17 protein-coding genes are annotated in these 16625 nt (G+C 56.0%); 8 read left to right on the top strand and 9 right to left on the bottom strand.

Going from position 1 to position 16625, the window contains the following annotated elements:
• The first annotated feature begins 109 nt into the window (after nt 1–109).
• Nucleotides 110–301, top strand: coding sequence for a hypothetical protein (locus tag O145_RS14075; protein ID WP_043564101.1), 192 nt, complete (start codon nt 110–112; stop codon nt 299–301).
• A 410-nt stretch (nt 302–711) separates the two neighbouring features.
• On the opposite strand, the gene O145_RS18470 is transcribed toward O145_RS14075, so the two are convergent.
• The gene (locus O145_RS18470) at nt 712–1836 is read right to left on the bottom strand and encodes a hypothetical protein (protein WP_156966799.1); all 1125 of its coding nucleotides are present in this window, start codon (nt 1834–1836) and stop codon (nt 712–714) included.
• Between the two features lie 706 nt (nt 1837–2542).
• Between O145_RS18470 and O145_RS18465 the strand changes: the two genes are divergently transcribed.
• Nucleotides 2543–2716 carry a hypothetical protein gene (locus tag O145_RS18465; RefSeq protein ID WP_156966798.1) on the top strand — a complete coding sequence of 58 codons (174 nt, stop codon included), beginning with the start codon at nt 2543–2545 and terminating at the stop codon, nt 2714–2716.
• A gap of 616 nt (nt 2717–3332) precedes the next feature.
• On the opposite strand, the gene O145_RS18460 is transcribed toward O145_RS18465, so the two are convergent.
• The 6 genes from O145_RS18460 to O145_RS19950 form a co-directional block, all read right to left on the bottom strand.
• On the bottom strand, nt 3333–4241 hold the full coding sequence (locus O145_RS18460) for a DUF6731 family protein (protein ID WP_156966797.1): 909 nt from the start codon (nt 4239–4241) through the stop codon (nt 3333–3335).
• 1191 nt (nt 4242–5432) lie between these two features.
• Nucleotides 5433–5900 carry a hypothetical protein gene (locus tag O145_RS18455; RefSeq protein WP_156966796.1) on the bottom strand — a complete coding sequence of 156 codons (468 nt, stop codon included), beginning with the start codon at nt 5898–5900 and terminating at the stop codon, nt 5433–5435.
• Between the two features lie 16 nt (nt 5901–5916).
• Entirely contained in the window at nt 5917–6876 is a 960-nt protein-coding gene (locus O145_RS17680) for an amidase domain-containing protein (RefSeq protein WP_084682649.1), read from the bottom strand.
• A gap of 1484 nt (nt 6877–8360) precedes the next feature.
• Nucleotides 8361–9848, bottom strand: coding sequence for an ApeA N-terminal domain 1-containing protein (locus O145_RS18450; protein WP_156966794.1), 1488 nt, complete (start codon nt 9846–9848; stop codon nt 8361–8363).
• A gap of 198 nt (nt 9849–10046) precedes the next feature.
• A complete protein-coding gene (locus O145_RS14070) occupies nt 10047–10466 on the bottom strand; it encodes a Fic/DOC family protein (protein ID WP_043564104.1) in 420 nt (139 codons plus the stop codon).
• Nucleotides 10390–10725 carry an antitoxin VbhA family protein gene (locus O145_RS19950; protein WP_169740373.1) on the bottom strand — a complete coding sequence of 112 codons (336 nt, stop codon included), beginning with the start codon at nt 10723–10725 and terminating at the stop codon, nt 10390–10392. Before O145_RS19950 ends, O145_RS14070 begins: the two co-directional genes overlap by 77 nt.
• Here O145_RS19950 and O145_RS16710 point away from each other — a divergent pair.
• The 4 genes from O145_RS16710 to O145_RS17670 all read left to right on the top strand — a co-directional run bounded on the left by O145_RS16710 (nt 10717) and on the right by O145_RS17670 (nt 14135).
• On the top strand, nt 10717–11100 hold the full coding sequence (locus O145_RS16710; RefSeq protein WP_169740372.1) for a hypothetical protein: 384 nt from the start codon (nt 10717–10719) through the stop codon (nt 11098–11100). The genes O145_RS19950 and O145_RS16710 overlap by 9 nt on opposite strands.
• Nucleotides 11063–11920, top strand: coding sequence for a hypothetical protein (locus O145_RS19420; RefSeq protein ID WP_229118594.1), 858 nt, complete (start codon nt 11063–11065; stop codon nt 11918–11920). The genes O145_RS16710 and O145_RS19420 overlap by 38 nt, the downstream gene beginning before the upstream one ends.
• A 160-nt stretch (nt 11921–12080) precedes the next feature.
• Nucleotides 12081–12326 carry a helix-turn-helix domain-containing protein gene (locus tag O145_RS14060; protein WP_043564099.1) on the top strand — a complete coding sequence of 82 codons (246 nt, stop codon included), beginning with the start codon at nt 12081–12083 and terminating at the stop codon, nt 12324–12326.
• Between the two features lie 285 nt (nt 12327–12611).
• Nucleotides 12612–14135 (top strand): AlbA family DNA-binding domain-containing protein, encoded by a 1524-nt coding sequence (locus tag O145_RS17670; RefSeq protein WP_084682647.1) that lies wholly within the window; start codon nt 12612–12614, stop codon nt 14133–14135.
• Between the two features lie 68 nt (nt 14136–14203).
• On the opposite strand, the gene O145_RS20040 is transcribed toward O145_RS17670, so the two are convergent.
• Nucleotides 14204–14461 carry a hypothetical protein gene (locus O145_RS20040; protein ID WP_458859323.1) on the bottom strand — a complete coding sequence of 86 codons (258 nt, stop codon included), beginning with the start codon at nt 14459–14461 and terminating at the stop codon, nt 14204–14206.
• 53 nt (nt 14462–14514) lie between these two features.
• On the opposite strand from O145_RS20040, the gene O145_RS18445 reads away from it, so the two are divergent.
• Nucleotides 14515–14979 (top strand): hypothetical protein, encoded by a 465-nt coding sequence (locus O145_RS18445; RefSeq protein WP_156966792.1) that lies wholly within the window; start codon nt 14515–14517, stop codon nt 14977–14979.
• A gap of 430 nt (nt 14980–15409) precedes the next feature.
• Here the strand turns inward: O145_RS18445 and O145_RS19415 are convergent, their stop codons facing one another.
• The gene (locus O145_RS19415) at nt 15410–15508 is read right to left on the bottom strand and encodes a hypothetical protein (protein WP_229118595.1); all 99 of its coding nucleotides are present in this window, start codon (nt 15506–15508) and stop codon (nt 15410–15412) included.
• Nucleotides 15509–16246: 738 nt separating this feature from the next.
• Between O145_RS19415 and O145_RS18740 the strand changes: the two genes are divergently transcribed.
• On the top strand, nt 16247–16522 hold the full coding sequence (locus O145_RS18740; RefSeq protein WP_169740371.1) for an ImmA/IrrE family metallo-endopeptidase: 276 nt from the start codon (nt 16247–16249) through the stop codon (nt 16520–16522).
• Nucleotides 16523–16625: the final 103 nt, after the last annotated feature.

Raw genomic sequence — 16625 nt, 5'->3', positions numbered from 1 at the left:
CCTCAACGGCCACCACCTCGCAGCCGCACCGCGTCTGACCGACGCCGCTAACGACATCCTCACCGCCCTGAGCACCCCACCCCCGGCACACTAAGCGTCATGAGTCAGGTTGGAGCGCCATCCAGACCACAGCAGCAACCACGACCTACTGCGCATCGATGACCTGATCGACCGCATCGGCCTGGATGACCTAGAAAACATCATGCAACACGATCGCATTCTACGCGACCATGACCTGACCCACGTGGCCGTAGCCCTGATCGACAACGTCGGCATGCTCCGACGACAGCGCAGGCTGTAGAGGGTAGGGAGGTGCTGACTACCCCTGCCGACAGCATCGTGACGGGCACGCTGAAGGTAACCAAGAAGATGCAGAGATCAGCTGCTCCTTCAACAACTTCTCTGAGCGGCGCTGTGCTAGGCGGTGGGTGCAAAGGTATGGTCCGGTGGAGTGGCGCCGTCGGTTCTAGGGGATGCTGGCACAACACTTTATTAATGGAGATAGAGTTGAGCGACCGCCCTCACGCTATCGCAGGTCGTGAAAGATGCTAGTTAGTAATGGGAAAGGCAAGCCTGCATAACAGGATCAATCGTCGTCTAGTAGTGGCTTAACTTGCGGTTCTAGACAATCTTGTCGTACCATCTGCCGGTGCCACTGCGCTGACGGCCGCTGTAAGTGCATGCCTAAGCCAACATCGGTGCGTTGTCGACTTATGATGCGCACGACTCCCGAATGCTCGTGCGTTCTTCCTCATCGAGAAAGTATATCAGGCTGCAAGCAAACATGAGGCCTTGGACTGCGTTGCCTCGGGTGTATTGCTGTGGATCTACAGTATGGGCAGTGGCATGCCGGCTGAAGGTTACAGGCACCGGGCCGCCATTAAGTGGCTGGAACTGTTGGTACGCTTGCCACAATGGGGCAATTGCAATAAATTTTCTGATGCTAAATTCTTTGTATGCTGCCGTGGTTCGCTTTCCGTTTCTGTCGGGCGTGTAGTTGCGTCGCGCCTCGCCGAAGTATGAGTTGACAATTGTGTCGATAAGAGTGCCAGCCATCGCCTGAGCGGCCTCTGTGTGTCCTGCATCCAAAGCATCAAGAGCAGTTACGGCGAAAGATCTGTAGCGCACAACCGATTTTGCGCCACATTCTTTTACCGTAGCGCGACAGTCTTCAGATATACTTCTCCACTCACTGTCAACGACAGAATGGCGCTCGCTTGCCCCAGGCGTTTTGAGCAGTGTTTCTGTTATGGCTTTACGCGGTAGTCCATAGAGGGGGATACCGTCAACCATGACTACTTGCTCAACTTCCTCAAAGTTCACCCCGTCAATGCCTTGTAAGTTGACGGGAAGACGAAGCGCAGAAAAGGATATCTTTTTTAATATCTCTAGTTGACCAGCGTACTCCTTGTTGAAACTTGCCAGAACCTTGCTTAAAGAGTCCATGAACGCGAAGTCCATGTTTTTTGTGAGGTTAGCCGTAATGGTATCCAGATTTGATTGGACTAAGGCAACGTTTTTGAATATGTCGCTGCTTATGAACGGGTGCTGCTGTGCCCACAGCGACTGGATTTTTAGCATTGGCGGCAGCGCTTCAGTTAGTGAGAACTGGTTCTGCGTGAAAAGTCGCGTAGTCCTACTGAGGTTTTCGAGTAAGGAGTTTGGGACCGTAATTTTTGGAAGGTTAATCTTGATGCGAGGTACTACGGAGAAAGTGTCCACAATATGACGACTAAGTTTCTCTTTCTCTTCACTCGGCAGCGCATCATATGCTGCCACGATTAGGCGGTCCGAAGCCGCATCAGTGGGGTCTGGCAGGTTGTTGTCGCTAGTCACCGGACGAGTATACAGCCAAATAAGGGCAGTGGAGCTGCCTGACACTCGTCTGCACGATGTGTCATCCTCCCTCTTCTGCCCTCAGCGTTCTCCTCACCCTCGTGCTGGACTGCTTGGCCGCTGGAGGCGTTGTCTGTGGGCTGCTGCTGGATTGGCTGTCTACCCACCCAGACAACCGCACGAGAAGAAGGAATAACCCGTCATGCCGCACTTCCTCGACTATCCCGAAGACCACTACCAGGAGCCAGAACCCTGTCCTGCCTGGTGCATCATCCCGCGTGAGCCTGGCGAAGCCCCGGATGAGCATGTCCACACGGCTGCTCGTCGTGGTGTGGCGTGTGTGGAGCTGTGGCGGCAGCGGCGCTATGTCGCGGGCTATGGCGGCAGCAGGGGGAGCAGTGGGAGCGCGTGGAGCGGGAGCGGCACTAGTTCCGGACTCAGTAGCAGCAGTGCCAGTCTGAGCAGCGTCGGTGATGGGCACACAAGTAAGACTGTCGGTGCTGGGAGCACCAGCGATAAGGCGGACGGGAGTAGCGCCAGCACTGGCGACGACGGCATCAATGCTGGAGGTAGTGGTATGAGCGGTGCCAGCTCAGGAAGCAGTGCCAGCACTACCACTTGGAACACCAGTCCCAACCCCAGCAGTCCCAGCGGCAGCCACCACACCGGCTACTCACCTGGCCACTACCCCAGCTCGTCTCGGCCCGTGATCGTGCAGCACCACCCTGAGGCGGTTACCCTCGACATCGTTCGCTACCGCTTCAACGGTGAGACCGAGGACTGGATCTACATCGGTGATGGCATCCGTGGCCTGGACCTCAGCCCCGAGAGCGCCCGCCGCCTGGTACGGGTGCTGAGGGAGTATGTGGGAGAGTGGTGAGGTGGACGGGTTCTGTGGCCTTTTGCGGGGCAGAGGATCTTCTTGTCGAGTATTGCTGAATTCATCAGGCAAATTGTATTTGTCTACCAATGATCTCTGCTTAACCTCCAGATTCTGACGATGAATTTCTAACCTTGCCGTGTCGCTCTCTGCCTTCATCTTCCCTGTCTTGTGTGACTGCGGCATTAGCGCAGATATAGAGAAATAAAAAATCATAAACTGCGCCGATAATAAGAAGACAGATTGCCCATTCTAGACTCCATATCACAAAATGAGACAGAAGAGGGATCTCAGTCGAAACAGCAATGAACATGGCGACTGCTGGCAAGGCGAAGAGCCCGACCGTTTGCGGCACAAACGAAGAGCTCAATTTCTTGCGAACGTTACGAAAGGTAGCCCCTCTATCGGATACTAGGAATACAATGATAACGCCTGCCATAGAAGCAAGAAATCCCGACGCCGTTAAAACAGCGGTTGCTAAGTTTTTGGTTTCGGGGAATGAAGGTGATACCCAGACATTGCAGCGCACTAAGAGGTAGTGCCCTGCTGGAATAACGAGACTCAGCAGTGCTGGCCAGATTGGCTTGTTCAGTAATCTGCCCATGATATGCTCGGCCTAGGGAAGTTGGCTTCGGTGCTTGCTGACGGCTTCAAGCATGGCTCGAATCATTGTCGCGTGGGAAGGTGGCTCATTTGGATCTCCATCAAGTGTTACTTGGTCTGTGAGTTTGTCTTTGATGAAGTCAATCATTTCGGTTACCATCTTATCTCCCTCGGGTACTAGAACTCGCGCCTGAGCCGTATTTGCAGCCGAGAGTCCAGCAAGTTCTTGAACATCGTCAAGGAGCGCAAATTCGCTGTCTCGATTTTTCTTATGACGCCCAAGACTAATGCTAAGTGAGATAGTCCCGTCGTCTTCTATTAAACCCTTTGAGGCTCTTAATGCTTGTGAAAGGCGACTGCTGTGACTGCTGTCGATGGACGCGGCGGACACCTTAACCGTAAGTGCTGTCGCAGCTTTAGCTCGTTGAAGTCTATTCATGGCATCTCGACGAAGAACTGGCACGATTGAGACTTCAAGGTCTTGATCAATATAGCCGCCTTTTCGAGTAATCCAGTCTGCAATAGCGCCGCTTCGAGGGCATCCGCTAGAGCCAATGGTGACAACGTACGGTGTATCTTTAACTGAAATTACGTATACGGGCTCGACAAGAAGGAGGCCTTCCTCTAGTTCCAAAGGGGTAGGGAGCGTGGCCCCGTCTTCCACGCCAGGGTTATCAGCAGGAGAGCGGCGCCTGCCAATGATGAAGTAGTCTTCGGTGGTGTTCGCGTCGTTACTGGCCCAGCCGACGTATTCAATACCATTGCGAATAATAGTGCGATCTGGAGATTTTACTTTGGAAAAACGAGAATGTGTTTCGGTGAAAATTGTGTGCCACTGCTCTTGGTTCACAGGGCTCCGATCGCCCATCAACATTCTAATTTCGTGGAAACGAACAGTACGTTTGATTTTAGACGTGACCATAGTCGCCTTCCGTTTGCAGAGAGTTGTTGATGCCCACTATTTTACCTTCGATCAACGCAAAGAAGTCGATAAAACACTACAGTTTGGTAACGATCTGCGACGCTCACGAAACTTTCAACTTGCATCCACCCGCGCTAACGGTTACTCAGGCCACTTCTCTGGCAGCAGTCATCATTTAAGCCGACGTGGAGCGCTAGACCTTGTTACGAAAGTGCGGACGTGGTCAGCTTGGCGTGCGGACAGGGGATGGGGTCTCCGACGCCGGTTGCCTACCACGTCCCTGGGCACCGTCGAACACGCCTTCGGCCACTATCAGGCACCATTGCGACCTCGCCCACACGCAGCGCCTTGCTCGTCCTCCGACATCAGACCACTACGCGCATCGTCAACATTGGCCACTGGTTCCAACTTTCGTAACAAGGCCTAGTCCGGACGGTGGGAGAGTATATGTGGTGAGAAGGTACTCAGCACCAGAAGCGAACAGTCTACATGGTCACGGTGGCTGGTGATGCCGAGACCGACACAAGGCCCGTCTACGGTGACCTGGGTGTCTACGAGGGGCGAGGAGACTGTATCAAGCGTCAGAGTCTGGCCATACACCATCGTAGGTCGGCGAGGTCTATGTCGCTAACCACGCACGTGGGGTGCTTGACCTGATCTACCGCTCGTTGATCTGGTGGGGCAGGATCCGCAACCTGGTTGATGCCACCACCGATCATGACGTCAGCCTCGACCACTACGTCGACATCTGTGGCCTCGATGGCGTCCTCTTTCCTCGCAGACATACAAGACGACGACATTATCTCCGCCGACGATAACCATAACATCCTCGTCCGCCTGATGTATGTATAGATCGGGAGAAACGGTAGAGGGGTTATAGGGGGTAGTTGAGCTGGGTTGAGGTCTATGGCGAGTCCGCTGGACGTACGCTAAGGTTTTGCCGGGGGTGGATGACCGTGGAGGGGTTACAGGGCCGAACGGCCACTCTTATTGTGGTATTGCCATATACTTTCTGGGGTTATCCTAGCAAAAGCGGTTTGGAACCTTATCCGCTAGGATTCTCACAGCCTGCGTTTCCGTGAATTGACACAGGTCTCTGTCGTAGTGTTGTGTTATACCGTGAATGGCCTTCCTGAGGTAATGGTAAACGACTTTCGGGGCGCGGAATAGAACATAGATAATCACAATTAGTCATGCGCTACCATCACCGTAGATGCTCTCAGTTTTTGGTTCACCATTTTTGCGCACAAAACTAGTGCACAACACGATGGTTATGGTTATGCATAGACAGAATATTCCAATATTAGCGTACTTGACCTCAAAGAACCAGTAATACATTTTGTGAAGTAACCCTACAAGAAATAGGCCCCCAGCGGCTAGGGCTCCCATCGGAACTAACATCCATGACCAGCTGCGATAACGAACAACAATGAACGTTGCAATCCAAAGCAGGCCAATAAACGCCGTCGCATACAGCAAAATGAGTGCAGACGTGGAGGCGATATCAAAGTAGGCGGCTCCCCACCATGGTGTAGGAATGGAAAAATCTGGAGCAGGATTGCCGAATTTGATTGGTGAAACAAGCCAGTTCAGCCCCGAGTGGCGTTCCATGTACCACTCGGGGCTGCGTGCGAACTGAACGAGAAGATCAGATATCATCTGATCTCAGTATAAATCAGTTCTTAAATTTGATCAAGTAAGCCCTAGGCTCACCCCACCCGCTGCTGTAGTAAATATCCTGTATCCACCCCTTTCGGCCATCTTTTTCGCCCCATGACCGCCCCTTGTCCTTCCTCCCCTGCTGAGTCACGAGCGGGTACCCTTCATCAGTAAATCCGCTAACGATGGCGACATGGTCAATGTCGTACTGGTCATTAATTTTGAGATCGTAAAAGATGAGATCTCCAACATCTGCCCCGGCCGCAGTATTGTCTGACCAAGAGATTCCTCGCATTTCTACCTGGCCGCTCTCCAAGAGATAACCGTATAGGTGATCTGCGACGCTTGCGGTTGTTGGTGGTCGAAAGGTAAATGGAGACGCAACAGGAGTCCAAGTATCTGTGGGTTGGATGCCGCCAGCCCAAAGGGCTTGGCTGACAAACCACGTGCAGTTTGAATCCCCAAAGCGCGGATCATCATTGTAGTGGCTGTTGGCCCAGTCGATCGCGACTTCTGGGTGATACGGCGAGAAAGCAGATCTTGGAATGTCTGATGTCGCCAGCGAGGCGTCAGTATGAGGCGTGTCAGGGATAGAAGTTTCTTGCTGCTCCCCCGCACACTCCTCCACCCCAGGCGTCCGCCCATCAGTACCGGTGTATAGATAGGCGTTGGGGATGAAGACGCCGGTGTCCAGCTTGGCCCAGATGGTAGAGGGTGCGGTGTGGCCGTTGCTGACCTGCTCACCCTCCATCTCGCAGACGACCGTGACGGTGTCGCCGTCAGCCAGCGCGGTGCCAGTCTTATCTGCCGACAAGCTGGCCGAAGTTCTGGGGTAGATGCCAGTGTCCGAGAAGGCCACCTGAAACTGATGAGGCTCGGCGGCGGTGGCGGTAGCCGTCGAGGTAACTGCCAGGACAGCCACCAGGATGGTGGTCAGGAGTGCCGCCCAGGCCGGCGGCGTGGTGATGCGAGCCATGATGGCTCCTTTCCCGAGCAAAGAAAACCGTGTTGTCTCTGCCCGCTCATGCGTACGTGTAGCGGTCAGTGAGTGCTGGTATGGAACCTGCACCAGTGGATCGAACCAGAGATAGCGAAGAACTACGGGATAGCGCCAGAAAGGCAGCCTGTGCGAGGAACCAGTTTAGTTCCTCGGGCGACGTCCACGCGCTGTTGTGGACCTGGCGTTACCATACCGTAACATCAGGACATCATGCAACCCCTTGCAGCAACTGTTCCACCGTGTCTCCGCAGCCATGATGATCCTCGGATCCTCGCCAGGCCGGAACAGGTCGCTTGTGCAGTCAGGCTGCGGGCGATGCTGGGTGACCGAAGGGCCCCAGCACCCATCGAGGCCAAGCGTGCACCACTGCCTGGTCTACCAAGGCTGGCCCAGCCACCCGGGCCAGTCAGCCTGACATCCTCCTCCCTCACGTCTCCGCCGGCGACTTGGCTGCTGGTTGGTCTCCATGCGGTGTATGACGGACAGGAGGTGTGGACTGCCGGGCGTGTCTCGGACAGCTCTGAAAATGGTGTCTCAAGCTGCTTGTCTTGTTGCTCGGTGCTCCTGGCCGACCTCGCCCTGCGTCCTGTACCCCAGGGCGGATTGGAGTCGTTTCTGATCGTGTGTACCGGGCTCGACCTGGGGGGGCAGCATCCCGGATGGCCTTGCTTCTTGTGGGATACACCATCTGATAGACCCTCTCGTTCTTCAGGGTCGCATTGAACGACTCCGCCCAGGCATTGTCCCAGCACACCCCGGTCCTGCCCGTGGAAGCGATGATCTCATATCTCCCCAGATGCTGGGAGAACTGCTCGGAGGTGTACTGGCAGCCCTGGTCCGAGTGGAATACCGTCTCTCCTGTCGTGTACGGGCACCTGCGGGCCGCCATATCGATCGCCTCGCACATCAGGACTGGTGCCGCGTGCTGTCGCCCCAATCGCGTACCCGACTGCTTTCTTCGTGCAGCAGCCAGCAACGGTCGCCAAGCAGATCGAGCCCCTCCCAGGTGATGATGCAAGTGGATGTCGCCCACCCACCTGCTCTCCCGGCTGGCTGGCGGCGGGAGCCCGCGCCGGACCAGGTCGGGGCGCGAGCCCCGGGCCCGGCGGCCGGGACGGTGGCGCCGGGTCCTTTCGGCGTGGCTGCGGCCTGGCGGGCCCTGGGAGCGCACGGGCGGGAGCGCACCGCCTCCGGGGGTTGTCTCAACGCCTCTGCGGGCCCCGGCGGCGTGGGATGCGGCGGCAGCCCGCAGGGTGGCGCGGGAGCCGTTGAGGACCCACTCGATCAAAGCGCTGAGCCCCTATATCTGCGTCGTGCGGGTCCTGACGGCCGCCTCCCCGTCCAGGCGCAGTACCCGGACCTGGAAACTCTCAGACAGCGGCACACCGATGGTGATCGGGCAGCTTCCTGTCTACCGCGAGGAACAATCACTGGCGAGAAATCCTCGATGATACGCGCTACTATGCTTCGCTAGGTCCAAGCAGTCTCAGCCGACATGCCTCAGGAGCACCGAGGACACGAAGCAACTCTGCGCGGACAACACGGTCCAGTGTTTCGGCTACATCGTCGAGGTCGCCAGGCTCAAAACTAGTCGCACCGTGCGAGAGTTTGTTGCGAACAAACGCAAGCACTGCCTCTACTTTCATGTTCGGATTTGCTTCAGACTCTCGCACTTTCCTAATGAGCGCACTTCCGGCAAGTTTTTCCTTAACATCACCTGAAAGAGTGTCAAGAATCGCAATCAACGCGCTTTCCAGAGTAATGAACGGATTTGGCATCAAATTATCTCTCAGGAACCGATAATCATCTTCTGTAATTATTTTATTCTTAGTGATTTCTCTCATCCGATCCAAGAACTTTCTTTTTTCTTCTCTGTATGCTTGACGTTGCTGGCATCGTTCCTCTTGATGTTCAAATCCGTATAGCCCTTCCAGTGCTTGGATAAGGAGGAGGAATCGCGAGCGTGGATGCTGATCCGCCGAAAAAGCGAGGCTATCGTACGTCTCAATGAGTGGGTGGTGCGACGCGTGCAGTTCTCGCCACCTTATCAGGAGATCAAGAAGGTTTACCCCGTCTTCTTGAATCTTGATCGCGGGTTTGCTTTTCTTGATTTCGTCGGCATTAGGATAGAGAGATTCCTGCTTGATGTCCCATCTAAATATCTGGTCTTTCCATTCTCGCTTCGGAGTGCGGTCTGCGATCGCAAGCATATACATAACGTCTGGAGTTCGACCGATCGCGGACGCAAGAAGTTCTTGGATGGGAACGGTCCACTTCAGCCACCAATCAACAATGGTCAAGGGACTATTTGCCTTGATCTGCAGGACGGGCGCAAACCTCATGGTGAAGTTAAAGGAGTCTCGCCGGGCTCGTCCAATAAAGTGTAGTTTCATCGATACATCGTCAGATCTCCATTCCCAACACGCGTTGCTGCACGTGGCCGAGAAGATAGATTTTTTACCAGGATCAGCCTGTATTTTTGCTGGATTAACATCGATAATTTTATCAAGTCCTTCCAGTTGTAATTCTATTGACTGATACGTCCGATACTCATTGTGCTTGAAAGGTTTCCGGGAAAGTATCGCGAAGGCGCCGTTAACGTATCCTTGGCCCGGAAGCCAATAATTATATTGTCCATTTATCAGGGTAAAATGAGCGCCGGTAGACAACTTTCCGGTAAGGCAGTCATAGTCGTTGATCTGCGGAAATTGGGTACTATCTTCCTCCCATACAATCGGAAGTTCTCCGTAGAACGATCCATGCGGATGATGCCCAACTGTGAGATCTAATGTTCCGTTTACCTTTATGAACCCATCCTTGCCATCATCGTCTTGGTGCGCTTCATTACTCTCGACTTCTGTTTGGATTCTGGGAAGATGCCATGTGCACGCATATTCTTGGGGCGAGAATGGCAGTTTTACTGCTCGAAAGTCATCGTCGCTCTCCATTACCTTACTCCTCGCTTACTTGCGGCGGACAGTCCCTCAGATCCTACTCCTCACTCGTCGCATCATCGCCCGTAGCTCGGTCTCGTCGCCGTAGAAGGCGAGGGCGCAGGCGTGTTGGTTGTGCTCGGCGGTGGTGTGTTGCCACTGGAGGTCCCAGTGGTAGCGGTTGGCTAGGAGGGACAGCAGCAGCCGGATGGTTCAGCCGTTGCCCTCACGGAAGGGGTGGATGGCGGAGTAGGTGTGGGCCAGGTAGTCCAGGACGATCTGGTCGCCTGGTGTCCAGGTGCGACGGTCCTGCTCCAGCTCGGCTAGTACCGTCTTGATCTGGGCTGGGATGTGCTGGGCGGCGGCGAAGCGCGAGGTGCCCTTGCTGATCTCTACCGTCCGGTACTGCCCGGCCCAGTCGTAGAGCTGGCCGAACAGCTGCTGGTGGAGCAAGCGCAGGAGGGCAGGGTCCCAGCGGGTGGGGCGGAGCTCGGCCAGCAGCCAGGTGGCCGCCATGCTGGCTCGCTGCCGTTCGATGCGTTCCAGCTCCTCGGCGTCAGTGATGCCCTGCCGGTTGCGCAGGACCCCGGTGTCCGGGTCGAGGTAGGGGCCGCGCAGCAGCCGGTAGACCATGAGCCTGGCTAGTCGGCGCGCTGCCCGTACTGTGGCTGTGTGCCATGGTCATCAGGTCCTTGGCCGATAGCTGTCCCTGCACATATGCCTCAAGGGTCTTTCTGGTATCCGCATCGACCGTCCCGCCCTCCAACTCCTGCGAGCCGATGACGGCGTTGACGATGCGTTGTCTTCTGAGTCGTTCCGGGTGGTCATAGATGCCTATGATTATAGTAAATACACAATGACTTTGGTATAGTTTATTTAGGATATGATGCATTTGAACAGCCCACAATCCACTTCTCCCTCACGCCCTATCCTCCGCCTTAAAACCGCATTGTTAGCGGTCTCCTTCACTTTGGCTGGGATCCTTCTCCTGATGCTCCATGCCTGGCTGGGTGGTCTGGATCTGGGTGCGTGGGGCTGGTTGCGGGTGCTGCCGGTCAGTGAGGTTGGTGGGACGCTGCTGGCGGCTGGCTTGATCGGCACCATTCTGGACATGGCGGTGCGCCGCGATCAGGAAGCGTCGGTGCGGGCCCAGTTCCGCCGCGTGCTGCGCGATGAGGCCCCGGCGCTGCGTGACGCGGTCATCGAGGCCTTCCGCTTCGAGTCGGACGATGTGGCCCGGGTGGGCCACCCCGGAGCTGCTCGATGATCTGGCTGAGACCAGTTTGGGCCTGCGCTTCGGTGACGCAGCCTTCGGCCGGGAGGTCTATGGGGATATCAAGCACCAGGCCATCGCTGCGGAGGAGCGCTGGTATGACACCCGTGTCGACGCGCGCCTCGCTATAACGAGGGGTAGGAGCAACGCTCCTACCCCGTTCTTCGACCTACTGGTTCGCTGGGAGTACCGGGTAGTACCGCGCCACCGCTTCCGCAAGTTCGCCGTGGTCTCGGATCGCCAGCGCTATGAGGAGCTGGTGGCACAGCGCGGGGAGACCAGCGTGTGGTACCGCCGGCCGGCCCCTGGCTTTGACGTGACTGATCCGGCGGTCTTCGCCCTGGAGTCCTTCACCGTCGATGGTGTCGAGGTGCCGTTCCAGCGCCAGGCGGACGAGGTCTCCCAGGTTTACGTGGTCGACCTGGGCCAGGAGCTCATCCAGTGCGGCCAGCCGGTGGTGGTGGCCTTTCGGTTCCGGACCATGGCGCCACAGGACGGCCACACCTTCCATCTTGCCATTGATCGCCCTACCAAAGGGCTGGACGTTGAGCTGAGCTACGACTCAGCAGACATCGCCACCATGCGGGTGATGGACTTCGCCTCCCGCGGCGATGGTGGCCGGGTGCTTGAGGAGCCGGAGCACGCCGCGGTGCGCTACCGCTACGACGGCTGGCTCTTCCCGAGAGCGGGCCTGGTCTTCGCCTGGACGCTGCCGGGGGAGCAGCAGCGAACGGTGAGCCACGCTACGCGAAAGCAACCTGGTCGGCAGGCTACCAGCCATAACGACAGCGTCCGCCCGGCACGGGCTGCCTGACGGACGCTGTCACGGCGCGCATACCGACGCCGGTACGTAGGGTCAGCAGCCACCCATGGCGATCACCTCCTCCTGGTCGGGTCGCATCACAGCATAGGACATATTTGCTTGAGATACATAGTCTCTGGACGCAGAGAGCTGGGATCGATGAGATGGCGAGGTGTCTGGTACCTCGCCCAAGCCGCCCGTCTCGCCCGCCGCTGGCGAGTTCGGAGCACGGGTACGCGCCCGACGACACGAGCTGGGCCAGTCCCAGGAAGCGCTGGCCGAGAACAGCGACCTGCACTGGACCTTCATCGGCCAGGTCGAGCGCGGCCAGCGCAACCTGTCCCTGCACAACATCCTGCGCATCGCCCAAGCGCTCGGCGTAGACCCCGGGGAGCTGGTGAGAGGACTGCGAAGATAGCGCCAACATAGATGCCTGAGATATGGACGGGTGGCCTCGGAGCGGTTTTCGAGAAGCATGTGGATCGGTGGGGCGCCATCGCCAAGCAACCTGGATTGTCAGCTTCAAGTTTGAGCGAAATGTTGCCCTCCTTGCTATGTAACGAATCTGCAACAAATCGTCTTGTTCGACAACTGCACCCAGATAGTCGTGCTATCGTATTTTATGTAGATCGTTATCGCGTCCTCATGTTTTGCGTTAACCACTACTCGTAGTTATTAGGTAATAGGTAGATTAGGAATGTAAATGACCGTCGCTGTCGATGGACGCACCGATGTTGAAAAACTCCACGAACTGCTGCTAGAGCCCGAGCAGACCCACCTTGATTTCAAAGCCAACATCGATCTGACTGACAACAAGGGTAGGCTCAACTTCGTCAAAGATGCTGTTGCTATGATGAACCGCCCGCCAGGTGGCTATATCGTCATTGGAGTTGACGAGGACAACACAAAGGAAAATAGGCTGACTATTTCTCGTGGCAGCCTCAACCGTAAGTTATTTGACGGATCTGCGCTCGGTGACATTATTCGTAAATACATTGAAGGTGAGGCTCATGTAATAGCCCAAATTCACGAAATAGACAATCATGAAGTTGTCGTGATCTATCTGCCCAGCCACCGCGATGGACTGCCAACACCCATGAGCGCGATTGGACAATATGTCGTGAATGGCAAGAACAAAACTGTGTTTCAAGAAGGTGTTGTGTATGTTAGGGAAGGTGCAAAGAATGAGTACTTGCGCCATGCGCACTGGGGCGACCTTATGGCTGCCAGAGATCATCGACTGAGAGAAGAAGCGCGTGCACCTATAGATGACTTGATTCGCGATGTAGCGAAAATGGTGCGAGCGCAGAGCAATGGCCAGTCGACCAACACTGCTATCGCCCTGCTGTCGGTAGACATGTCGGACGCGGCGTTCCTGGAGATCCTTACGCTGCATCTTGAGTCAGATAACAAGATTCGGATCCAGCAGTTCATTCAGCGAGCAAAGTCTTGTGCTCTCAGAGATGAGACGTACACTCAGGCCCTTGATAAGCTTACAATCATCGCAGTCCAATCGATATTTTTCGACAGGACAGCTATTGCTCATGCGGCAATCAAGTGCCTATATGACATCTACGGTTCTATCGGCGACGTGGGCCTGACTCAAGTGCGGAAGCAGTTGGATATTGTTATCCGGCTGTATGTCATCGGTAGTGAGGCTGTACGGATGAGCGACTGGACCACATTGCACGATCTCGTTCTCTATCCTTATCCTCAACCCGGGAGTGATTCATACATCTATTCCTCGTGGATCCGCCACGGACAGGTCGGCGGCAGCCGAAGTGAGCAAGTTGATGGCGAAAAAGGGATGATGATCCCTGCGGCTCGAATGCTTCAGATTGAGCATCCGGCTATGCGGCCCAGCATGCCTAACGTGAGCACGCTCGATCCAAATCAAATCGCCGATGACGATGTCTTATTGAATGACCTTTGTCAGTTCGACATTTTCTATTGCCTCGTCGTATATGCGGAAGGGAAGCATCACGGCGGAGCATATCCGGCTTCTGTGGTTATGAACCAAAGTCGCGCTGACCCCGCTTTTGTCGCCGTAGCAACCAATCTGGATGCTCGCAAACGATTGTTTCCCAACAATGATGACGCGAGAGTAGCTGACGTAGTAGAAGAAGTGTTTGACATGGCCCGCAAGCAGGCGATGCAATACTGGAAAATATGGGGAAGGCTCCCTTCGGTAGTCGAGAAGTTCATTAAAAATGCTCGAGGAAATTGATGACTGTTTCGAACAGATTGAAGTTTGTCTCGGTACCATAACCAACCGACTACTCGATATGCCCATAACTACAAAATCTTAAGAATGTAGTTGCCGGTATGAGTCTGAAGGCCGAGGAGCGATTCAAACGGGCCGAAGCAGGGCACTGCCATGTCAAGATTTGATGAAACAGAGACATCGTGACGCCTTGCTACCACCTGTTTGGCGCGGAGAGGAGTCGCCAGATTGTTGATACGGGAGGAGCAGGTCTTCTCCGCAGCAAAGGACTGGATGACGCTTCGCGACGGAGCCTGGCGCCAGTCGAAAGGAGCTTCTGAAACCAGCATAGTTGGACAGCAATTCCTTTGGTAACACAGCCCGTTTGTGCTTAAATAGAACTATGACAAATGAAAAGCTCACTATCCAAGTAAAAGATCTAACCGTCCAGGTTCAGAGCCTTACAGAGGCTGTTAAGACGCTGGCCGAGACGATAAACGCCAAGTTTGAACAGATCGATAAACGGTTCGAACAGATCGACGATCGCTTCGAACATATCGAAGGCCAGCTGGCCGACATCCGTACCGACCATAAGAACCTCACAGATGTTGTGAAAGATATGGAGCTCCGTATTGACAAACGGTTTGCTAAAGTCGACGAACGGTTCAGCAAGCTGGAAACGGGCCAGGCTACTATTCGTGCAGATATTGCAGAGTTAAAACATGGCCTCTTCATTGAGGAGGGGTCACGCGAGGTAGCAGATGAAGCCGTCTATGAAATGCAGGATAAAAAATACCAAGCCCTCGACAAGCGGCTGCGTCTGGTTGAGGCCAAGTTCCCAGATCTTGTGCAGCAACCGACCACGTGACATCTCATGGCACAAATCTAAGCCGAGCAGGTGAGGCCAAAGCAATATCCTGAAAGCACACGCTTACTCGCGCGGGAGTAGATTGCGTACGATTGTAAACTACGGCCAGGGAACGCCACTCCGCCATCGTCAGCGGGCGAGAGGCAGTGCCTGCTGCTACGGTTTGGCTGCCGTAGCCAACGCAGCCATACAATCAAAACACTTCATCATTTATCGGCACATAAAATCCTACATCCCCTTGACTTCTTCCACCGACTCCACTCTATCCAACACAGACATACGCCGTGTCGCCCAAAGGATCCTCGGTGAGTAGTTTTCAGGTTACACAGCGGAGGATTTTTAGTGGGGTGGCTTGCGATGAGGACTATTTTCATTCACAAGCCCAGCCTCAATTGGCCCTGACCCGCTGAGATGCCAGTCGCAGGTAGCGCTATGAAGAATGCTCAGCCAGGTGCTTGCTGATGGTGCAGCGGTCAAAGCCGAGTTCAAGGCCAATCTGCGTGAAGGTTTTTCCTTGACGTCGAAGCACCTGAGCTTGCTGACGATCCTCATCGGTGAAGCGACGCTTCCGCCCTGTAGGATAGGGCTGTTTACGGCGGATACGACGTACCGCATCTCTGTGGACACCGACCCGCCTGGCGATTTCAGTGATGCCAAGGCCCTGACCGAGCAGCTCCTGTATCCGCGCAGTCGTGGCTGGCGGCAGGGGCCGGTACTTGGGATTGACAGGCCCCGTCGGTCGACGATCTACGTCTTCAGGCGAGACTACTGGGGACTCTGAGCCTTCGGGTGAGACTGGGAGACCTGCGTCTTCAAGTACATCCGGAGGGTTTGAGCCTCCAGGCAGGCCTGAGGACGAGGAGGCATCGCTGCCGTCATGGGCACGAGCAGGATCGGTGGCAGGGTTGTCGGTAGCGCTGCTCGTCTGGTTGGCACCGCCGGCCGGATCGTTACGGTTGGCGCTGTTGTGGTCGGAAGTGATGGGGTCAGTACCACGGTCAGTATGACCAAGAACACTGCTAGGACCTTCGACACTGCAGTCGGTATGACTAGGCACGCCGAGGCTGTCGCTCCTGGGGCTGGTAGTTCCAGAATCGATGGCCAGATCGCCACCCTGGCGGGAGTCATGCGGTGCGAGTGTCTTGCCAAACGCCAACAACGTCGACCAGTGGTTCGTGTTTGCGGTGGCGAGGCGCACCAGCGAGAAGCCCGCGATGACGCCGGAAGGTCCCGGCGGGCCGGGGCGCCGGAAGCGCCTATATCCTCCATGTCCGCTACGCTATGGCTGCACCTCGGGGGGGCTGGCGTGGCGCGCGGCGAGGGCGAGGGATCGGTGTACATGGCGCTCGTCAACGCCCGCTCCGAGGCCGGCAGGGGCACTGCCCCGGAGGTCTACGCCAACGAGCTCGCCGGCAACGTGCTCATGCCCGCCGACGAGGTCCGCGCCTGCACCGCCCAGGGCATGGACACCATCGCGATGGCCGCCTACTTCGGAGTCTCCCTGTCCGCGATGTCCTACCGCCGCGAGGTCCTGGGTGAGTGACCCGGCCCAGGCCGGCGAGGGTCCCCTCAACCGGCTCCCCGACGACCAGATGCCGGTCCCCGAGCCGGCTGGCGCCCGGCGGCCACGGCCGCCGGCGCCCCGG

Source organism: Actinomyces israelii DSM 43320 (assembly GCF_000711965.1).
Lineage (GTDB): Bacteria > Actinomycetota > Actinomycetes > Actinomycetales > Actinomycetaceae > Actinomyces > Actinomyces israelii.
Note: the sequence above shows the minus strand (reverse complement) of the source record. Positions and strands in the feature narration are given on the sequence as shown.

Excerpts from the sequence above, each read along its gene's own strand:
- O145_RS18455 (WP_156966796.1), bottom strand. The coding sequence starts at position 5,900 with ATGATATCTGATCTTCTCGTTCAGTTCGCACGCAGCCCCGAGTGGTAC.
- O145_RS14070 (WP_043564104.1), bottom strand. The coding sequence starts at position 10,466 with ATGGTCTACCGGCTGCTGCGCGGCCCCTACCTCGACCCGGACACCGGG.
- O145_RS18450 (WP_156966794.1), bottom strand. The coding sequence starts at position 9,848 with ATGGAGAGCGACGATGACTTTCGAGCAGTAAAACTGCCATTCTCGCCC.
- O145_RS18460 (WP_156966797.1), bottom strand. The coding sequence starts at position 4,241 with ATGGTCACGTCTAAAATCAAACGTACTGTTCGTTTCCACGAAATTAGA.
- O145_RS19950 (WP_169740373.1), bottom strand. The coding sequence starts at position 10,725 with ATGCATCATATCCTAAATAAACTATACCAAAGTCATTGTGTATTTACT.
- O145_RS17680 (WP_084682649.1), bottom strand. The coding sequence starts at position 6,876 with ATGGCTCGCATCACCACGCCGCCGGCCTGGGCGGCACTCCTGACCACC.
- O145_RS18740 (WP_169740371.1), top strand. The coding sequence starts at position 16,247 with ATGTCCGCTACGCTATGGCTGCACCTCGGGGGGGCTGGCGTGGCGCGC.
- O145_RS18445 (WP_156966792.1), top strand. The coding sequence starts at position 14,515 with ATGACAAATGAAAAGCTCACTATCCAAGTAAAAGATCTAACCGTCCAG.
- O145_RS16710 (WP_169740372.1), top strand. The coding sequence starts at position 10,717 with ATGATGCATTTGAACAGCCCACAATCCACTTCTCCCTCACGCCCTATC.
- O145_RS17670 (WP_084682647.1), top strand. The coding sequence starts at position 12,612 with ATGACCGTCGCTGTCGATGGACGCACCGATGTTGAAAAACTCCACGAA.
- O145_RS20040 (WP_458859323.1), bottom strand. The coding sequence starts at position 14,461 with ATGCTGGTTTCAGAAGCTCCTTTCGACTGGCGCCAGGCTCCGTCGCGA.
- O145_RS19420 (WP_229118594.1), top strand. The coding sequence starts at position 11,063 with ATGTGGCCCGGGTGGGCCACCCCGGAGCTGCTCGATGATCTGGCTGAG.